We start from the raw sequence: 13,799 nt of genomic DNA, 5'->3' as shown, positions 1-13,799 counted from the left end.
CTCTTCCCCACCATCTTCCGACACTCCGTCACTGCGGGGACGCTGGCCTTCGTCCCGCGCCGGAACGTATCCCACCACATCCCGGGCGCCCGGAAGCCCCCGGTGCACCCGTGGGGCACCGTCTCGGAAGAAACTTCCATCAGCCCCGTGTGAAGAGCGATTCTCGGGGCAAGCGAGCGTCGTCAGCCGTCCGTCGTCGGGAGGAAAGGTCCCCCATGCCTAGCTCCGCCGCAGTTGTAGACCAGGTCCGCAAGACAGACGCGAAGGCCGTACCGGTGCCTGGCCGTACGATCGATGAGCCCGAGGGCCGACTGCCGCGGATCGCCGACGCCCGGGAGGTGGCCCCGTCGGACGCCCGGCAGCTGTCGCGCGTCTTCCTGCTGCGGCTGCGCTCGCTGGAGGAGGGCACCCCGGAGTACCAGTACGCGCGCAACACGCTCATCGAGATGAACGTCTCACTGGTGCACTTCGCCGCCCGCCGCTTCCGCGCCCGTTCCGCGGGCGGCGGTGTCGACATGGACGACATCCTCCAGGTCGGGACGATCGGCCTGATCAAGGCGATCGACCGCTTCGACCCCGAGCGCGAAGTGGAGTTCGCCACGCTGGCGCTCCCCTTCATCACCGGCGAGATCAAGCGGTACTTCCGCGACACCACCTGGGCCGTGCACGTCCCGCGCCGCCTCCAGGAGCTGCGCACGGAACTCGCCAAGAGCCGGGAGGCCCTGACCGACCTCCTCGGGCGTGCCCCGACCGTCAAGGAACTCGCCCAGGACCTCGAACTGAGCGAGGACGAGGTCGTGGAGGGGCTGGTCGCCGCCAACGGCTACACCAGCGACTCCCTCGACGCCTCCGCCGGCTCGGAAGAGGACTCCGCCCCGGGCCGCAGGACCCGGTCGCTGGCCGACACCCTCGGCGAAGCCGATTTCGCCATGGAACTCTTCGAGGAGTTCCACACCCTCGCCCCGCTGCTGGCCGAGCTCGACGAGCGGGACCGCCGCATCCTGCAGATGCGCTTCGGCGACGAGAAGACCCAGGCCGAGATCGGCGCCGAGCTGGGCATCTCCCAGATGCAGGTGTCCCGCCTGCTCTCCCGCACCCTGGCGCGACTGCGCAGCGGCATGCTCGCGTCCTAGTGCTGTGACCGGGAGGGTTCACCGGGTCGCGACGCCTGGCCCGGCACCCCCCCCGCGTTGTCGAAACCGCGCGAGTACGTCCGGTACGGGCCGCGGCCCTCCGCCTTGCGATGCACCGCACCGGACGCCGCGACCCGGCAGACCTTCCCGGCCACAGCACCAGCCCGCACACCCCGCCGAGGTGGCGGGCGGGCCGGTGTCGACGGGGACCGGCGGTAGCCTTGTCGGACGACCCGGCCAACCGCCCGTCCCCGGAGGGAAGAACGTGAGCCCGCCCCCTCGTCAAAGCCGGTACCCGGCCGCCCGTGGTGAGCACTCCTCCTTCGCCTACGACAACGACCTGGCGTGGGCGGACACCGTGGTCCGCTTCGTGAGCAACGGCCTGGAGCGCGGCCAGCGCGTCTGGTACAGCGCCGACAGCACCGAGCCCGACGCCGTCATCGACGCACTGCGGCGCGGCCACATCGACGTCGACGCGGCCCGCCGGGACGCCCGCCTGAGCGTGACCGGAACCGAACGGTCCTACCTTCGCCACGTTCCCTTCGACCCCGACTGGGTCATCTCCATGTTCCGCGCGGCCTGCGCCGAGGCCCTCGCCGACGGCCACACGGGCCTGCGGGTCCTCGGCGAGATGTCCTGGTCCGCGCGTGAGGAGGAGCACGTCGACCGCGTCCTGGAGTCGGAGCTGCGCCTGGACCGCGAGGTCTACGCGGACCTTCCCCTCACGGGGCTCTGCCTCTTCGACCGCCGCCTGATCCCCGGACCGACCGCCGACCTGCTCACCCGGGCCCACACCACCTGCGCCGACGCCCCCCGCCCCCCGGCCGGCGGGCCGAGCACCCTCCCGGCCGCCCTGGCCGCCGTCCCGATGCGGGACCGCTCCGGCATCCGGCTGAGCGGCAGCGGCGACGTCGACACCCGCCCCGTCCTGCGCTCCGCGCTCGCCGCCCTCGCGCGGATGCCCGGCCCCACCGTTCACCTCGACCTGTCCGCGGTGACCTTCCTCGACCCCGGCGCGGTCGCCGTGCTCGTGGAGGTCTCGAACTCACTGACCGGGAAGGGCCGGAGCCTCCTTCTCCACAAGCCCCCGTACTCGCTGCGCAAAGTGGCCGAGTTGTTTCCGGAGGAATGTGCCGCGCTGGAGGTCGCAGCATGATCGTCACCCCTGTTCCGGCGGCCGCGGAGCCCGCGGACTTCGTCCATCCCGCACTCTTCTACCGGGACCTGGAGGAGTACACGGCCGGCGTCGGCGCGTTCGTGCGGGCGGCCCTGGCGGCGCAGGAGCCGGTCTTCCTCGCCGTGCCCGGCCCGCACCTCGACGCCCTGCGCCAGAGCCTGGGCAGCGACGCCGACGGCATCGACTGCGTGGACATGAGGGAGCTGGGCCGCAACCCCGGCCGGATCCTGGCCGCCCTCCAGGGCTTCGCGGACCGCAACCCCGGCCGGGCCCCTCGCATCGTCGGCGAGCCGATCTGGCCGGGCCGCACCGAAGGGGAGATCCTCGAAGCCACCCGCCACGAGGCACTCATCAACACCGCCTTCGCCGGGCGGCCCGCCACGATCCTGTGCCCCTACGACCTCTCCGGCCTGCCGCCGCAGGTGGTGGCCGACGCCCGGCGCACCCACCCCACGGTGATCGAGGACGGCCGGGACACCGTCAGTCCCCTCTATACGGACGCCGCCGTCGTCTGCTCGGACTGTGATCTCCCCTTTCCCGAGCCCTCCCGCGACCCCCTCCTCCTGGAATACGGCGACGGCGGGCTCGCCCAGGTCCGCGAACAGGCCGAGAACTGGGTCCGCGGGGCGGACCTCGACCCGGCCCGGCGGGGCGACTTCGTACTCGCCGTCAGTGAAGCCGCCGCCAACTCCCTGGCCCACGGCGGTGGCAAGGGCACCCTGCGGCTGTGGAGCCCGGCCACGGGCGTCGTCGTCGCGGAGATCCGGGACAGCGGCCGCCTCTCCAACGCCCTCGCGGGCCGCCGGCGCCCGTCCCTGACGTCCGGCAACGGCGGCCGCGGCCTGTGGATGATCCACCAGCTCTGCGACCTGGTCGAGATCCGGGCCCTGGAATCGGGCCTCACCCTGCGCCTCCACGTCAGCGGCAGCTGACCCCGGAGAGGGGTGGCGGCCGCAGGGCCTCCCCCACCGCCACCGGCGCCTGTAAAGTTGCGTCCGTACGGCACGAGGGGCGACGGAGAGGCTGACGTGGGAACTGGCAACCCGGGAGAGGGCGAAGTGACTCCGCAGGGGGGCATGGCCACAGACGGACCGCAGAGAGCCGGGCTCCGTAAGAGCGGGACGGGCGCCGTGGTGTGCGCGATCACGGGAGACTTGGACCTGGACGGCCTCGGAGCCGTCCGGCCGCTCCTGGAGCAGGCCGTCCGGTCGGGCGCGGACCGGCTGGTGATCGATCTGACGGGCCTGGGCTTCTGTGACTCCTCGGGCCTCAACCTGCTGCTCGCGACGCGTCTGGACGCGGAGAAGGCCGGTCTCGCGGTGCGGCTGGCCGCACCCACCCAGCAGCTCCTGAGGCTCCTGGAGATCACCGGCGCGGACACCGTGTTCACCGTCGACACCACCGTCGACGCCGCACTCACCGCACCTTGAGCCCGCTCGTGCCCGCCGCCCGTCCTGCCCGGGTGAGCCGGCGGCACTGCGCCGATCGGAGTACCCACGTGTCCGGGTGGTCAGACCGGGCATACGCAACACCTGAGGCACCGAGGGCGACTGCGCCCCGGCCCGTGGCCCGGCCGCACCGGGCCTTCGCGATACACGACGATCAGCGTCAAAGACGGGGGTGAGACCACAGTGAAGACCATCGGATCCGACACCAGCGATCCACTGCCCACCGGACCGCCGGTCATGGGCCAGCGCCGTCGGCTCACCCTCAGCGGTACCAGCGGCCAGGTGGCCAAGGGCCGCGAGTTCGCGAAACAGGCGCTGCGCGACTGGGGCTGGGACGGCACCGAGACCGCCGATGACGCCCTGCTCATCGTCTCCGAGCTGGTCACCAACGCCGGAGTCCACGCGGGCGGCTGCCACCAGCTGTTGCTGGTCGCCGGGGAATCCCTGCGCATCGAGGTGTTCGACGGGGACCCCGAGCCTCCCCGTCCCCGCCCGAGGCAACTGCGGGGAACCCCCGGAGGGCAGGGGCTGTACATCGTGCAGCGCCTCTCCGACCGTTGGGGCACCGTCCCGCACGACAGCGGCAAGTCGGTCTTCGCGGAGATCGAAGCGGACCGGCTCCTCACCGGACGGCCCGCGCCCAAGCCGGCGCCGCCGGAGCCTTCCCTCAACTGAGGACGGCCCAGTACGGCCAAGAACGAATGAGGACGCGCCCACCGGGCGCCGCGCACAGCATCGCCGGGGCCGCCCGTCTCCCTCTCGGGAGCGGGCGGCCCCGGCGTGTGCCGAAGGGGTCGGCGGGCGGGATCAGGCCGTCCGGCGAGCGTCCCGCAGCGCCTGGTCGGCGGCCTCGTCCAGGGTGTGGGCACCGGCCGTGCTCAGGCGTCCGCCGCTGCTCTCCAGGTGCGCGCGGACGAACCACTGGAAGAGCTCCAGCTGCGCCAGCTGGCCGATGAGCATGTCCTGCGTGACCGGGTCCAGCTCGTCGGTGGTCTTCATCGCGGCCCGGTGGTCCTCGATGACACCCGCGTAGACCAGGTCCAGCGCACCGAGGTGGGCGACGGCGTCGGCCCGGCCCACGTCGTAGTCGTCCCAGGTCCGCTCGGCGACCAGCGCGCCCGGGGTGCCGGCGGGGACCCCGCCGAGGGTCGAGATGCGTTCCGCGGTGGTGTCGATCATCTCCCGGACCGCGTCGACCTGGGGGTCCAGCATCTCGTGGACGGCGATGAAATGGGGTCCCACCACGTTCCAGTGGACGTGCTTGAGCGTCAGCGCCAGGTCGTTGAGCGAGTGCAGCCGCATGCGCAGCACCTCGACGACACGGGCGGCGTCCTCCTTCGGCATCCCCGGCACGGTGTAGTGCGGGGTGGTGGTGTGCTCAGCCATGACGAAACTCCGAATCTATACTGATGGGCGTTATTCGCCGTCTGCCTAGTTTGCCCCGTTTCATTCATAGGGCATGGGGTCGCCGCGCGGCGACGGCCCCGGTGGTGGCGCAGCGGCGTCCTCGCCGTCGGCTACGCGGCAGCCGCACTCATTTCCTGACGGCCCGTCGGCACTTCGCGTTCGGCCAGCACCTCGGCCGCGGCCAGGGCGTCCTCGATCGTGGTCGTCGCCGTCGTGACGCAGAGGGTGTACGAGACCTGCTCCAGCTCCTGCCGTGCGGCGGCGGAGTCCTGGCCGGCCAAGGAGGCGTACCGGGCGAGCAGGGAGCGGACGACGATCGGGGACGGCATCAACATGGAAGGTCCTTTCGGGCCGGTTCACGGGACTGATCACCGACGTGCCCCCGAAAGTCGAAATGATGCGCGGATGCCGGGCAGGCGTACGGGGCTTCGGTCCGGACCGGACGGCATGCCCGCCCCTTGACCGGGCAGACGGGCCAAGAGGACGCCCCGCTCCCTACGCGGGGCCGGGCGCGGCGAACCCGGGGAGGCGGGGTACGTATGGCGACGCGATCCACGAACCGCAGTGGCGAGGAGATGGTCGGAACCCGCCGTCGAGCCGACATCGAACGGGAGTGCAGAAGTCTGGAGCGGTCGACCCCCTTCGCCCGGGGCGCCGCCAGCGGATACGCGTGGGCCCTCGGCCGGGACCGCGAGGGCCCCGTCACCGGCGTGCACACCGAAGGGCCGCCCGGCGTGGACCTGCTCACGGCCGAGGTCGACGCCGCTGTCGTACGGCTGGAGGAGCAGCCCGGGCGCTCCGTGCCGCACGACCACATCCAGGGCGTGCACGACGCCCTGGCCTGGGTGTGCGGACACACCGAGACCCGCCCGGCCTGAGCCAACAAGGCGCCGGACGGGGCGAGTTCAACGCCGCCGCCGGGGTACAAGGGCCCGCATGACATCGAGGCCCAAGTGGTTGCGGCATATGAGGAAACCCGACGAGAAGACCGCCCCCGGCGGGGCGCGCGGCCGCCCCGAGGCGGCGCCGTTCGGCCGGCCCCCGGCGTCGCCGGTGGTCCGGGCGCTGGCGATGGTCGGCGCCTTCGCGGCGACCGTACTGTTCAGCGTCGTGCTGGCCCGCCTCACGCTGGAGCCGTCGGCCGCCTCGGTGGACCTCGTCCACAGCAACGTGCATCCCGGCCGCTCCATCAGCGCCTACCTGAACGGGGCTTCCGTGCGCGAGGCCGCCCGGCAGCTCGGCGGCAACGTCCTGCTCGGCGTGCCGCTCGGGGTGCTGCTGCCCGTGCTCGTCCCGCCGGCCCGCGGGCTGCTCAGGGTCGCCGTCGTGACGGCGACGCTCATGACGCTGGTGGAGCTGATCCAGGGCGCCCTGGTCAGCGGGCGCGCCTTCGACGTCGACGACGTCATCCTGAACACGGCGGGCGCACTGCTCGGGTACCTGCTGGTGGGGCGGCGCCTCGGGCGCGCCGTACATCCGCGGCGCCGGCACTGGTGGCACCGCGGCCGGCCCGGCCCGGCCGAAGCGGGCGCGGGGGAGTGGGGCGCCGGTCGCGTGCCCCGGGCGTGATCACTGCAGCGGGCGGGCCTCCAGGGCCGTGACGGGATCCTGGTGACCGCCTGACGGCAGCATCCGTACCTCGCCGCGGTCGCTGATCTCCGCCCGCACGATGCCGGTCCGGTCCTCGTACACGGGGTGGCCGCCCGGTCCCTTCAGCTGGGTCCGCGACACCACCACGGTGTCCGGATCCGCCCCCGGCTCGCCGGGAAGCACCAGTTCGTAGCGCTCGGCGCTCACCTGGGGCCTCCTTCCGTCAGGCCTTTCGAGGGTCCCTCCTCCCATCATGGTCGAAGGGGCCGGGCGGCGCGCGAGGGGGCGCCGCCCGGCGCGGGTGAGCGCCGTCAGCCCGCGCGTCCGTACCGCACGTCGGAGGTCCAGATCCGTTCGAGGCGTACCCGGCCGCCCGGGCGGGGGGCGTGCCATATCTTTCCGCCCCCGGCGTAGATGCCGACGTGGGCCATGGTGGCGCCCCGGGGGAAGAAGACGAGGTCGCCGGGAGCGCGCTCGACGGGCGGGATGTGGCGGGTCTGTTCGTACTGCTGTTCCGCGGTGCGCGGCAGTCGTCGCCCGGCTTTGCGGAACGCGTAGAAGGTCAGTCCCGAGCAGTCGAAGCGTTTGGGCCCCGCGGCGCCGTAGGCGTACGGGGCCCCCCGTTTGGAGGCGGCCACCGCGACGGCTCTCACGCCGTGTGACGGGGCCGCATTGGCCGGTGAGGCGCTGCCGGTCACCGTGGAGGCGGCGAGGAACAGGCCGAGGAAGGACAGGGCGAGGACGCGGGGCGAGGAGGCCGGGGGCCTGGGTTCTCCGGGTGAATGGGCGTCTTCCGTTCCGTAGGGGGTCATCGTGATACCTCCGCATCGGGTTGCAGGAACAGCCCGGTCCGGGGGCTGGTCTTGATCGACATGCGCTTGGCTCTCGACGGCCGACCAGTCTTCCCTCCGGGCGGAAGGTTTCCGGTGATTTGGCGTCCCCCGCGGTGTATCGGTTACGTAAAGAGACGAGTCCCCCTCCTCCGGCTACGCGGAGTTACGGTTTCCCGGGTCTTGTGCCGGGTCCTCGGCGGCGATCCTGGTCGTGCCCGTCAACTCGAACAGGCGTCGCACCTGCGGTGAGTGCACTCCCGCCACGCGCAGGGTCCGGCCGTGGGCGCGGGCGTGCCGCTCGGCACGGAGCAGGACGTCCAGTCCGGAGAGGTCGCAGAAGGAGACTCCGCTGAGATCGGCCTCGACCTCCGTCACGCGGTCACGGAGCGCCTCGCGGAGCGCCTGCTCCAGCAGCGGCGCCGTCGCGATGTCGATCTCCCCCGTCACCGCCACGGTGACGTGTCCCTCCGAGCGGCTCGTCGTGACGGCGGCCGCGATCCCCTCCGGCGCCGGAGCGGGCTCGTGTCGACGCGTGGACATCGTTCGCTCCCTTCCACGCCGAGGCCCCCTGGGCCTCGCCCCTCAGGTCTCGCGGCGCTGGGTGTCGCTGTCCTTGCGCAGTCGGTGGGTGTGGCGGGTCATCTCGTCGATGCGGTCGGCGAGTTCGGAGTGCTCGGGGCGCAGATGGCGCCGGGTGTCGGTGAGGGGGCGCACGAGGTGGGCCGCGTCGTCGCGGGCGAGGGCCTGGTTGAGCTCGCCCAACTGCCGGTCGGCGCTGGCCGGGAGGTCGGTCAGGGCGGTGACCTGTCCGGCCAGCCGACGCAGGCCCGCGGCGTTGTCCCGGGCCCATGCGGTGACGGTGCGGTCGGCCGCCCGCCGGTCGCGCACGGCCTGCACCCGCTGTTCACCGGTGACCCCCGCCTCACCGGGACGCTGGCGCAGGTAGCGCCGCTCGGCGGCCTGGCGGCTGGCCACACCGAGGGGCCCTGCCAGGTCCGCCCAGCTGGCGCCGGCCTCCCGGGCGGTTTCGATGAGGCCGGTCTCCCAGCCGGCGAGCTGCTCCCGCACCTGGCGCAGCAACAGCAGGGAGGCGAGGGCGGGGTGGGGTCCGTCCGTGCTCGGGGGCGAGGTGGCTCCGGGCTCCGCGCCGTCGGCGTTCTGGGCCTGACGGACGGCCCGGTCGATCGTCTCGAGGGCCGCCGCCGCGGCGAGGAACGAGGCCGGGCCGGTGTCCGCCGAGGGGGTGGGCTGCGCGGATGCGGTCATGGGGCACTCTCCGTGGATCTCGTCGTTGCGTCATCCTCCAGATGACGTCTCGCTTGTCATCGTCTGGATGACATGCTACAACGGAAGCACGTTGAAGCGCATTGGCAGTTCCTGCCTGAACCGACTGGAGGTGTTTCGCGATGTTGATGCGCACCGACCCGTTCCGCGAGCTCGACCGGCTCACCCAGCAGCTGGTGGGCACGGCCGGCACCTGGTCGAAGCCGTCCGTGATGCCGATGGACGCCTACCGAGAGGGCGACCAGTACGTGATCGCCTTCGACGTCCCGGGCGTCTCCGCGGACGCGATCGACATCGACGTCGAGCGGAACATGCTGACCGTCAGGGCCGAGCGCCGGCCGACGGTCAAGGGCGAGGACGTGCAGATGGAACTCTCCGAGCGGCCGCTCGGTGTGTTCTCCCGGCAGGTCATGCTCGCCGACACCCTGGACACCGAGAACATCAAGGCCGACTACGACGCGGGTGTACTGACCCTGCGCATCCCGATCGCCGAACGCGCGAAGCCGCGCAAGATCACCATCAGTGCCACCGACGGCGGCCGCAAGGAGATCTCCGGCTGACCGGCCCGTCGGCCACCCAGGCGGCGGAGGACGGGCCGCTCCACTCCCCCCGGCAGTCCCGTCCTCCGCGCCCCCGTGACCGCGCCCCCGTGAACGCTCTGCGAGCACCGAGGAGGACAGGTCCCATGGCCTTGCGTTGGGAGGCGTTCCTCGACCAGGTCCAGGAACGCGGCGAATACGACACCCCTGAGGAAGCCGACCGCGCCGCCCGGGTCGTCCTGGCCCTGCTCGGCGCCCACATCGTCGGCACGGAGCGGGCCGAACTGGCGGCCCGTCTGCCCGAGACGTACGCCCTGATCCTCCTCAACCCCCTCCAGGCGGTGGAGCCGCTCGCGCCGGAGCGCTTCGTACGCGCGACGGCGGCGTGGATCGAGGGCGCCTCGCAGGCGACGGCGGCCTGGGACGTCGGCGCCGTGCTCAGCGTCGCCGCCGACGCGGCCGGCCAGGACCTCACCCGTCGGCTCCTGCTCCAGCTGCCCCCCGGCTACGACCTGCTCTTCGGGCGCCCCCAGCCCGTCTGAACCGTTCCCCGGCTCCGCCGCCACCCCCCCCCGACCCATCGATCAGAAAGGCGCACAGCACCCATGTTCCACCGGCCCGAACAGCTCCGGCAGGTGCCGGAGACGACCTACGACCAAATGGTGGAGAGGGTGCGCTACGAAGGCGCGTACCCGACCAGAGAGCGGGCCGAGGAGGCCGTCCGCCGCGTCATGTCCGCGCTCGGCCGCCAGATCACGGGCGACGAGCGGGTGGGCCTGGCCGCCCGCCTGCCCGTGGAAGCCGCACTCACCTTCACCGCTCAGGTCCCGGACTCCCGGCCGCTCACCGGCTGGGCCTTCGTCAAGGACCTCGCGGGCGCGGCCGGCGGTACGCCCGCCACCGCGCGCTGGGAAGCCGGCGCGGTCCTCACCGCCGTCGCCGCCCTGGCCGGGCCCGACCTCCTCGCCCGCATCCTCTCCGGCCTCCCCGACGGCTGGGCCCTGCTCTTCGGCCAGGCCCAGCTGCTCACCCCGCAGCCCGCCCGCAGCGCCGCCTGACGGCCGGCGGACGTCCGAGGAACCCGGGGGTGGCGGCCGTCGCCCCCGTCCGGCGCTCCGCGATGATCGAAGCATGCCCGTCGAGCTCATCTCCGTCATTGCCCTGGTCGTCGTCCTCGTGTGCGCCGTCGTCCGTCCGTTCGGCCGGTCCGAGGCGGTCTTCGCCGTACCGGCCGCCGGGGTGGTCGTCGCGACCGGCGGGATCACCCTGGACCACTTGCGCGCGGAAGCGGAGCGGCTGGGGCCGGTGATCGGCTTCCTCGCCGCCGTCCTCGTCCTCGCCAAACTCTGCGACGACGACGGACTCTTCCACGCCTGCGGCACCTGGATGGGAGGCTGGGCGGCGGGCCGCCCGCGCCGGCTGCTCGGCGCCGTCTTCGTCCTCGCCTCGCTGATCACCGCGGCGCTGAGCCTCGACGCCACCGTGGTGCTGCTGACGCCCGTGGTGTTCGCGACGGCCGCTCGGATGGGGGCGCGCCCCACGCCGCACGTGTACGCCGCCGCCCACCTGTCCAACTCGGCTTCGCTGCTCCTGCCGGTGTCGAACCTGACCAACCTCCTGGCCTACACCGCCAGCGGCCTCACCTTCACGCGCTTCGCGCTGCTGATGGCGCTGCCGTGGCTGGCCGCGATCGGCGTCGAGTACGTGGTCTTCCGCCGCTTCTTCGCCACCGACCTGAACGCACCCGCGGAGCGGCCCGAGGCGGCGGAGCAGGCCGGCTTCCCGCGGTTCGCGCTGGTGACCGTCGCCGCCACCCTCGCCGGTTTCGCCGTGGCCTCGGCCGTCGGCATCGACCCGGCCTGGGCCGCGGCGGCCGGGGCGCTGGTGATGGGCGTCCGGGCACTCGCGCGCCGTCGCACCACGCCCGGCGCCGTTCTGCGCTCCGCGGCCCCTTCCTTCCTGGCCTTCGTGCTCGCCCTCGGCATCGTGGTCCGCGCCGTCGTCGACCACGGGCTCGGCGACGCCCTGGGCCACGTCCTGCCCGGCGGTACGGGGCTGCCCGCCCTGCTCGGCACCGCCGCGCTCGCCGCGGTGCTGGCCAACCTGATCAACAACCTGCCGGCCGTCCTGGCCCTGGTCCCGCTGGCCGCACCCGTCGGCCCGGGCGCGGTGCTGGCCGTACTCCTCGGGGTGAACATCGGCCCCAACCTGACCTACGCCGGGTCGCTCGCCACCCTGCTGTGGCGGCGGATCGCGCACGGGCACGACCACCGGGTCAGCCTGGGGCAGTTCACCCGCCTCGGCCTGCTCACCGTCCCCGCCGCCCTGGTCGCCGCCACCCTCGCGCTGTGGGGCTCCCTGGCGCTCTTCGGAACGTGACGCGCAAGGTCACAACTGCCGCTTTTTGCGCAGGCGTTACCCGGCGCACTCACCCGTTGTGTTTACCGCCGTGATTTTCGGTTACAGGATGTAGTGACAGGAAAGCAGTGAAAGACCGTCAGCATCCGACGGAAGGCGTGAACATGAACCTCGTTGCCGGGCTCATCCTCGTCGCGGTCCTCGCCCTCATCGTCCTCCTGGTCGTGGCCCCTTCGGCTCCCTCGCGGCGCAACCCCTTTCCCGGCCGCCGACGTTCCGGCGCGCACCGGCTGAATACCGTTCCCCAGCAGCGCGGCGCGGGCCGCTTCCACACCCCGCAGTGACCCGCACCGGGGCACCCTACTCCCCCAACCCCCTCGTGGGGGAGGGGGAGTTTTCATAACCGGACGGCGCTCGAAGCGGCTCGTCCAGCTCTCTTGACGCGGTGGAAGCACCCTCACATACTGGCGGCCAAATCGATTTGGCTTGTCATCGCGACCCCCGTCCCGGGCCGTGGGACCAGCCCTATCCGGAACGAGCCGAACGGAGCTCGAACGTGCCCGGTTTCCGCATCGCGAACCGTCGTCCCGCACCACCGCAGCCTCAAACCCAGCCCGACCTGGAAGCCCAGTCCGACCTGATGGCCCAGTCCGACCCGGGAACCCGGCCCGAGGACGAGCTCCACCCCGAGGACCAGCCGCACCCCGTCGACCAGGCCCGCCCGCTGGGCAGGATCCTGCTGTTCGGCATCCAGCACGTGCTGGTGATGGCCGCGACCCCCATCTCGGCGATCTTCCTGATGGCCGCGACGCTGGGGCTCGACTCCCGGCTGACGGTCAAGCTGCTCTCCGCCGCCTTCGTCCTGTCCGGGATCGGCTCGCTGGTCCAGTCCCTCGGCCCCTGGAAGATCGGGCCCCGGCTGCCGTTCGTCATGCTCCCCGGCGGCGCCCCGCTCATCCTGTTCCTCGCCATCGCCCGGCAGCACGGCCTGCGCACCGCCACCGGCGCCGTGATCCTCACGGCCGCCTTCTACTTCGTCGTGCTGCCCGTCTTCTCCCGGCTCCTCGCCTTCTTCCCCTCGCTCGTCATCGGAACGATGATCGTCATCGTCGGGGTGAACCTGGTGAAGGTCGGCGCGGTCCTGGTCACCGGCAGGCCCGGCGAGCCGGGCTTCGCCGACCCCACCCACCTCCTGCTGGGCCTGGCCACCATCGGCTTCACCATCGCCTTCTACCGGCTGTTCACCGGCGTCCTGCGCCAGCTCGCCGTCATGCTCGGCCTGATCGCCGGTACCGTCCTCGCGCTGGCCCTCGGAGCCGCCCACTTCGGCCCGGCCCTCCACGGCCCGCTGCTGGGCGCCCCCGAGCTGCTGCCGTTCGGCTCACCGCAGTTCAACCTGGTCGCCGCGCTCCCGCTGATGCTCTACAGCCTCGCCTCCATGGCGGAAGCCACCGGCCAGACCGTCATCAACGCGGAGGCGGTCGGCAAGACCATCGACCGCCGCACCGACGTACCCAAAACCATCCGCGGCGACGCGGTCGTCTCCCTCCTCGGCGGATTCTTCGGACTGCCGCTGATGGTGACGAGCGGCGAGAACATCGGCATCGTGCGGGTCACCGGCGTCCGCAGCCGCTTCGTCACCGCCGCCGCCGGCGTGGTGCTCATCTGCATCGGGTTCCTCGCTCCCGTGACCCGCGCCATCAGCGTGGTGCCCGCAGCGGTCGTCGGCGGCACCGCCATGGTCGTCTTCGCCGTCATCACGGTGCTCGGCATCCAGATGCTCAGCCGCGCCGAACTCGACCGGCACACCAACACCTTCATCTGCGCCGTGTCCCTCGCCCTCGGACTGCTGCCCATCCTGATCCCGGGCGTGTACGGGAGCCTGCCGCCGGGCCCGCGGATCCTCCTCGAAAGCGGCGTCGCCGTCGGGGCGTTCACCGCAGCCCTCCTCAACGTCCTCTTCCACCACCCGCGACTGCGCCGCGCCCCGGCCGAGGCGGCCTCCGAGCCCGCGCCGCACGCCTGATCCC

General features: G+C 72.5%; 19 protein-coding genes. 13 read left to right on the top strand and 6 right to left on the bottom strand.

Annotated features, from left to right (window positions below; genetic code table 11):
• Nucleotides 1-215: 215 nt before the first annotated feature.
• From IE207_RS11280 to IE207_RS11260, 5 genes are all read left to right on the top strand, one after another.
• Nucleotides 216-1,133: a SigB/SigF/SigG family RNA polymerase sigma factor gene (locus tag IE207_RS11280; RefSeq protein ID WP_190183946.1), complete on the top strand. Its 918-nt coding sequence runs from the start codon at nt 216-218 to the stop codon at nt 1,131-1,133.
• Nucleotides 1,134-1,398: 265 nt separating this feature from the next.
• A complete protein-coding gene (locus IE207_RS11275; protein WP_190183945.1) occupies nt 1,399-2,289 on the top strand; it encodes an MEDS domain-containing protein in 891 nt (296 codons plus the stop codon).
• On the top strand, nt 2,286-3,242 hold the full coding sequence (locus IE207_RS11270) for an anti-sigma factor RsbA family regulatory protein (protein ID WP_190183944.1): 957 nt from the start codon (nt 2,286-2,288) through the stop codon (nt 3,240-3,242). The genes IE207_RS11275 and IE207_RS11270 overlap by 4 nt, the downstream gene beginning before the upstream one ends.
• A gap of 144 nt (nt 3,243-3,386) precedes the next feature.
• Nucleotides 3,387-3,740 carry an STAS domain-containing protein gene (locus tag IE207_RS11265; protein ID WP_190183943.1) on the top strand — a complete coding sequence of 118 codons (354 nt, stop codon included), beginning with the start codon at nt 3,387-3,389 and terminating at the stop codon, nt 3,738-3,740.
• Nucleotides 3,741-3,941: 201 nt separating this feature from the next.
• Nucleotides 3,942-4,433 (top strand): ATP-binding protein, encoded by a 492-nt coding sequence (locus IE207_RS11260; protein WP_229873641.1) that lies wholly within the window; start codon nt 3,942-3,944, stop codon nt 4,431-4,433.
• Nucleotides 4,434-4,565: 132 nt separating this feature from the next.
• On the opposite strand, the gene IE207_RS11255 is transcribed toward IE207_RS11260, so the two are convergent.
• The gene (locus IE207_RS11255) at nt 4,566-5,144 is read right to left on the bottom strand and encodes a Dps family protein (protein WP_190183942.1); all 579 of its coding nucleotides are present in this window, start codon (nt 5,142-5,144) and stop codon (nt 4,566-4,568) included.
• A gap of 131 nt (nt 5,145-5,275) precedes the next feature.
• Nucleotides 5,276-5,500 carry a DUF5133 domain-containing protein gene (locus tag IE207_RS11250; protein ID WP_190183941.1) on the bottom strand — a complete coding sequence of 75 codons (225 nt, stop codon included), beginning with the start codon at nt 5,498-5,500 and terminating at the stop codon, nt 5,276-5,278.
• Between the two features lie 204 nt (nt 5,501-5,704).
• Here IE207_RS11250 and IE207_RS11245 point away from each other — a divergent pair, with 204 nt between their 5' ends.
• Both IE207_RS11245 and IE207_RS11240 read left to right on the top strand, forming a co-directional pair.
• Nucleotides 5,705-6,043 (top strand): hypothetical protein, encoded by a 339-nt coding sequence (locus tag IE207_RS11245; RefSeq protein ID WP_229873640.1) that lies wholly within the window; start codon nt 5,705-5,707, stop codon nt 6,041-6,043.
• Between the two features lie 88 nt (nt 6,044-6,131).
• A complete protein-coding gene (locus IE207_RS11240) occupies nt 6,132-6,734 on the top strand; it encodes a VanZ family protein (RefSeq protein WP_229873639.1) in 603 nt (200 codons plus the stop codon).
• Here the strand turns inward: IE207_RS11240 and IE207_RS11235 are convergent, their stop codons facing one another.
• The 4 genes from IE207_RS11235 to IE207_RS11220 all read right to left on the bottom strand — a co-directional run bounded on the left by IE207_RS11235 (nt 6,735) and on the right by IE207_RS11220 (nt 8,854).
• Nucleotides 6,735-6,962 (bottom strand): DUF6296 family protein, encoded by a 228-nt coding sequence (locus tag IE207_RS11235; RefSeq protein WP_190183940.1) that lies wholly within the window; start codon nt 6,960-6,962, stop codon nt 6,735-6,737.
• Nucleotides 6,963-7,066: 104 nt separating this feature from the next.
• On the bottom strand, nt 7,067-7,567 hold the full coding sequence (locus IE207_RS11230; protein WP_190183939.1) for a C40 family peptidase: 501 nt from the start codon (nt 7,565-7,567) through the stop codon (nt 7,067-7,069).
• A 174-nt stretch (nt 7,568-7,741) separates the two neighbouring features.
• Complete coding sequence (locus tag IE207_RS11225) at nt 7,742-8,128, bottom strand: STAS domain-containing protein (RefSeq protein ID WP_190183938.1); 387 nt, start codon at nt 8,126-8,128, stop codon at nt 7,742-7,744.
• A gap of 42 nt (nt 8,129-8,170) precedes the next feature.
• A complete protein-coding gene (locus IE207_RS11220; RefSeq protein ID WP_190183937.1) occupies nt 8,171-8,854 on the bottom strand; it encodes an HSP18 transcriptional regulator in 684 nt (227 codons plus the stop codon).
• A 140-nt stretch (nt 8,855-8,994) separates the two neighbouring features.
• On the opposite strand from IE207_RS11220, the gene IE207_RS11215 reads away from it, so the two are divergent.
• The 6 genes from IE207_RS11215 (at nt 8,995) to IE207_RS11190 (ending at nt 13,795) form a co-directional block, all read left to right on the top strand.
• Nucleotides 8,995-9,432, top strand: coding sequence for an Hsp20/alpha crystallin family protein (locus IE207_RS11215; protein WP_190183936.1), 438 nt, complete (start codon nt 8,995-8,997; stop codon nt 9,430-9,432).
• 125 nt (nt 9,433-9,557) lie between these two features.
• On the top strand, nt 9,558-9,953 hold the full coding sequence (locus tag IE207_RS11210) for a DUF2267 domain-containing protein (protein ID WP_190183935.1): 396 nt from the start codon (nt 9,558-9,560) through the stop codon (nt 9,951-9,953).
• 63 nt (nt 9,954-10,016) lie between these two features.
• The gene (locus IE207_RS11205) at nt 10,017-10,469 is read left to right on the top strand and encodes a DUF2267 domain-containing protein (RefSeq protein WP_190183934.1); all 453 of its coding nucleotides are present in this window, start codon (nt 10,017-10,019) and stop codon (nt 10,467-10,469) included.
• A gap of 73 nt (nt 10,470-10,542) precedes the next feature.
• Nucleotides 10,543-11,790: an SLC13 family permease gene (locus IE207_RS11200; RefSeq protein WP_190183933.1), complete on the top strand. Its 1,248-nt coding sequence runs from the start codon at nt 10,543-10,545 to the stop codon at nt 11,788-11,790.
• A 143-nt stretch (nt 11,791-11,933) separates the two neighbouring features.
• The gene (locus IE207_RS11195; RefSeq protein ID WP_190183932.1) at nt 11,934-12,113 is read left to right on the top strand and encodes a hypothetical protein; all 180 of its coding nucleotides are present in this window, start codon (nt 11,934-11,936) and stop codon (nt 12,111-12,113) included.
• A gap of 212 nt (nt 12,114-12,325) precedes the next feature.
• Nucleotides 12,326-13,795, top strand: a complete 1,470-nt coding sequence (locus IE207_RS11190) for a uracil-xanthine permease family protein (protein WP_229873638.1) — start codon at nt 12,326-12,328, stop codon at nt 13,793-13,795.
• The last annotated feature ends 4 nt before the right edge of the window (nt 13,796-13,799 follow it).

It is taken from the genome of Streptomyces cirratus (assembly GCF_014650775.1).
GTDB classification, from domain to species: Bacteria; Actinomycetota; Actinomycetes; order Streptomycetales; family Streptomycetaceae; genus Streptomyces; species Streptomyces cirratus.
The sequence above is the reverse complement of the archived record's forward strand: the minus strand, read 5'-3'. Positions and strand labels throughout refer to the sequence as shown.

Excerpts from the sequence above, each read along its gene's own strand:
- IE207_RS11280 (WP_190183946.1), top strand. The coding sequence starts at position 216 with ATGCCTAGCTCCGCCGCAGTTGTAGACCAGGTCCGCAAGACAGACGCG.
- IE207_RS11270 (WP_190183944.1), top strand. The coding sequence starts at position 2,286 with ATGATCGTCACCCCTGTTCCGGCGGCCGCGGAGCCCGCGGACTTCGTC.
- IE207_RS11265 (WP_190183943.1), top strand. The coding sequence starts at position 3,387 with ATGGCCACAGACGGACCGCAGAGAGCCGGGCTCCGTAAGAGCGGGACG.
- IE207_RS11255 (WP_190183942.1), bottom strand. The coding sequence starts at position 5,144 with ATGGCTGAGCACACCACCACCCCGCACTACACCGTGCCGGGGATGCCG.
- IE207_RS11250 (WP_190183941.1), bottom strand. The coding sequence starts at position 5,500 with ATGTTGATGCCGTCCCCGATCGTCGTCCGCTCCCTGCTCGCCCGGTAC.
- IE207_RS11245 (WP_229873640.1), top strand. The coding sequence starts at position 5,705 with ATGGCGACGCGATCCACGAACCGCAGTGGCGAGGAGATGGTCGGAACC.
- IE207_RS11240 (WP_229873639.1), top strand. The coding sequence starts at position 6,132 with ATGAGGAAACCCGACGAGAAGACCGCCCCCGGCGGGGCGCGCGGCCGC.
- IE207_RS11230 (WP_190183939.1), bottom strand. The coding sequence starts at position 7,567 with ATGACCCCCTACGGAACGGAAGACGCCCATTCACCCGGAGAACCCAGG.
- IE207_RS11225 (WP_190183938.1), bottom strand. The coding sequence starts at position 8,128 with ATGTCCACGCGTCGACACGAGCCCGCTCCGGCGCCGGAGGGGATCGCG.
- IE207_RS11220 (WP_190183937.1), bottom strand. The coding sequence starts at position 8,854 with ATGACCGCATCCGCGCAGCCCACCCCCTCGGCGGACACCGGCCCGGCC.
- IE207_RS11215 (WP_190183936.1), top strand. The coding sequence starts at position 8,995 with ATGTTGATGCGCACCGACCCGTTCCGCGAGCTCGACCGGCTCACCCAG.
- IE207_RS11210 (WP_190183935.1), top strand. The coding sequence starts at position 9,558 with ATGGCCTTGCGTTGGGAGGCGTTCCTCGACCAGGTCCAGGAACGCGGC.
- IE207_RS11205 (WP_190183934.1), top strand. The coding sequence starts at position 10,017 with ATGTTCCACCGGCCCGAACAGCTCCGGCAGGTGCCGGAGACGACCTAC.
- IE207_RS11200 (WP_190183933.1), top strand. The coding sequence starts at position 10,543 with ATGCCCGTCGAGCTCATCTCCGTCATTGCCCTGGTCGTCGTCCTCGTG.
- IE207_RS11195 (WP_190183932.1), top strand. The coding sequence starts at position 11,934 with ATGAACCTCGTTGCCGGGCTCATCCTCGTCGCGGTCCTCGCCCTCATC.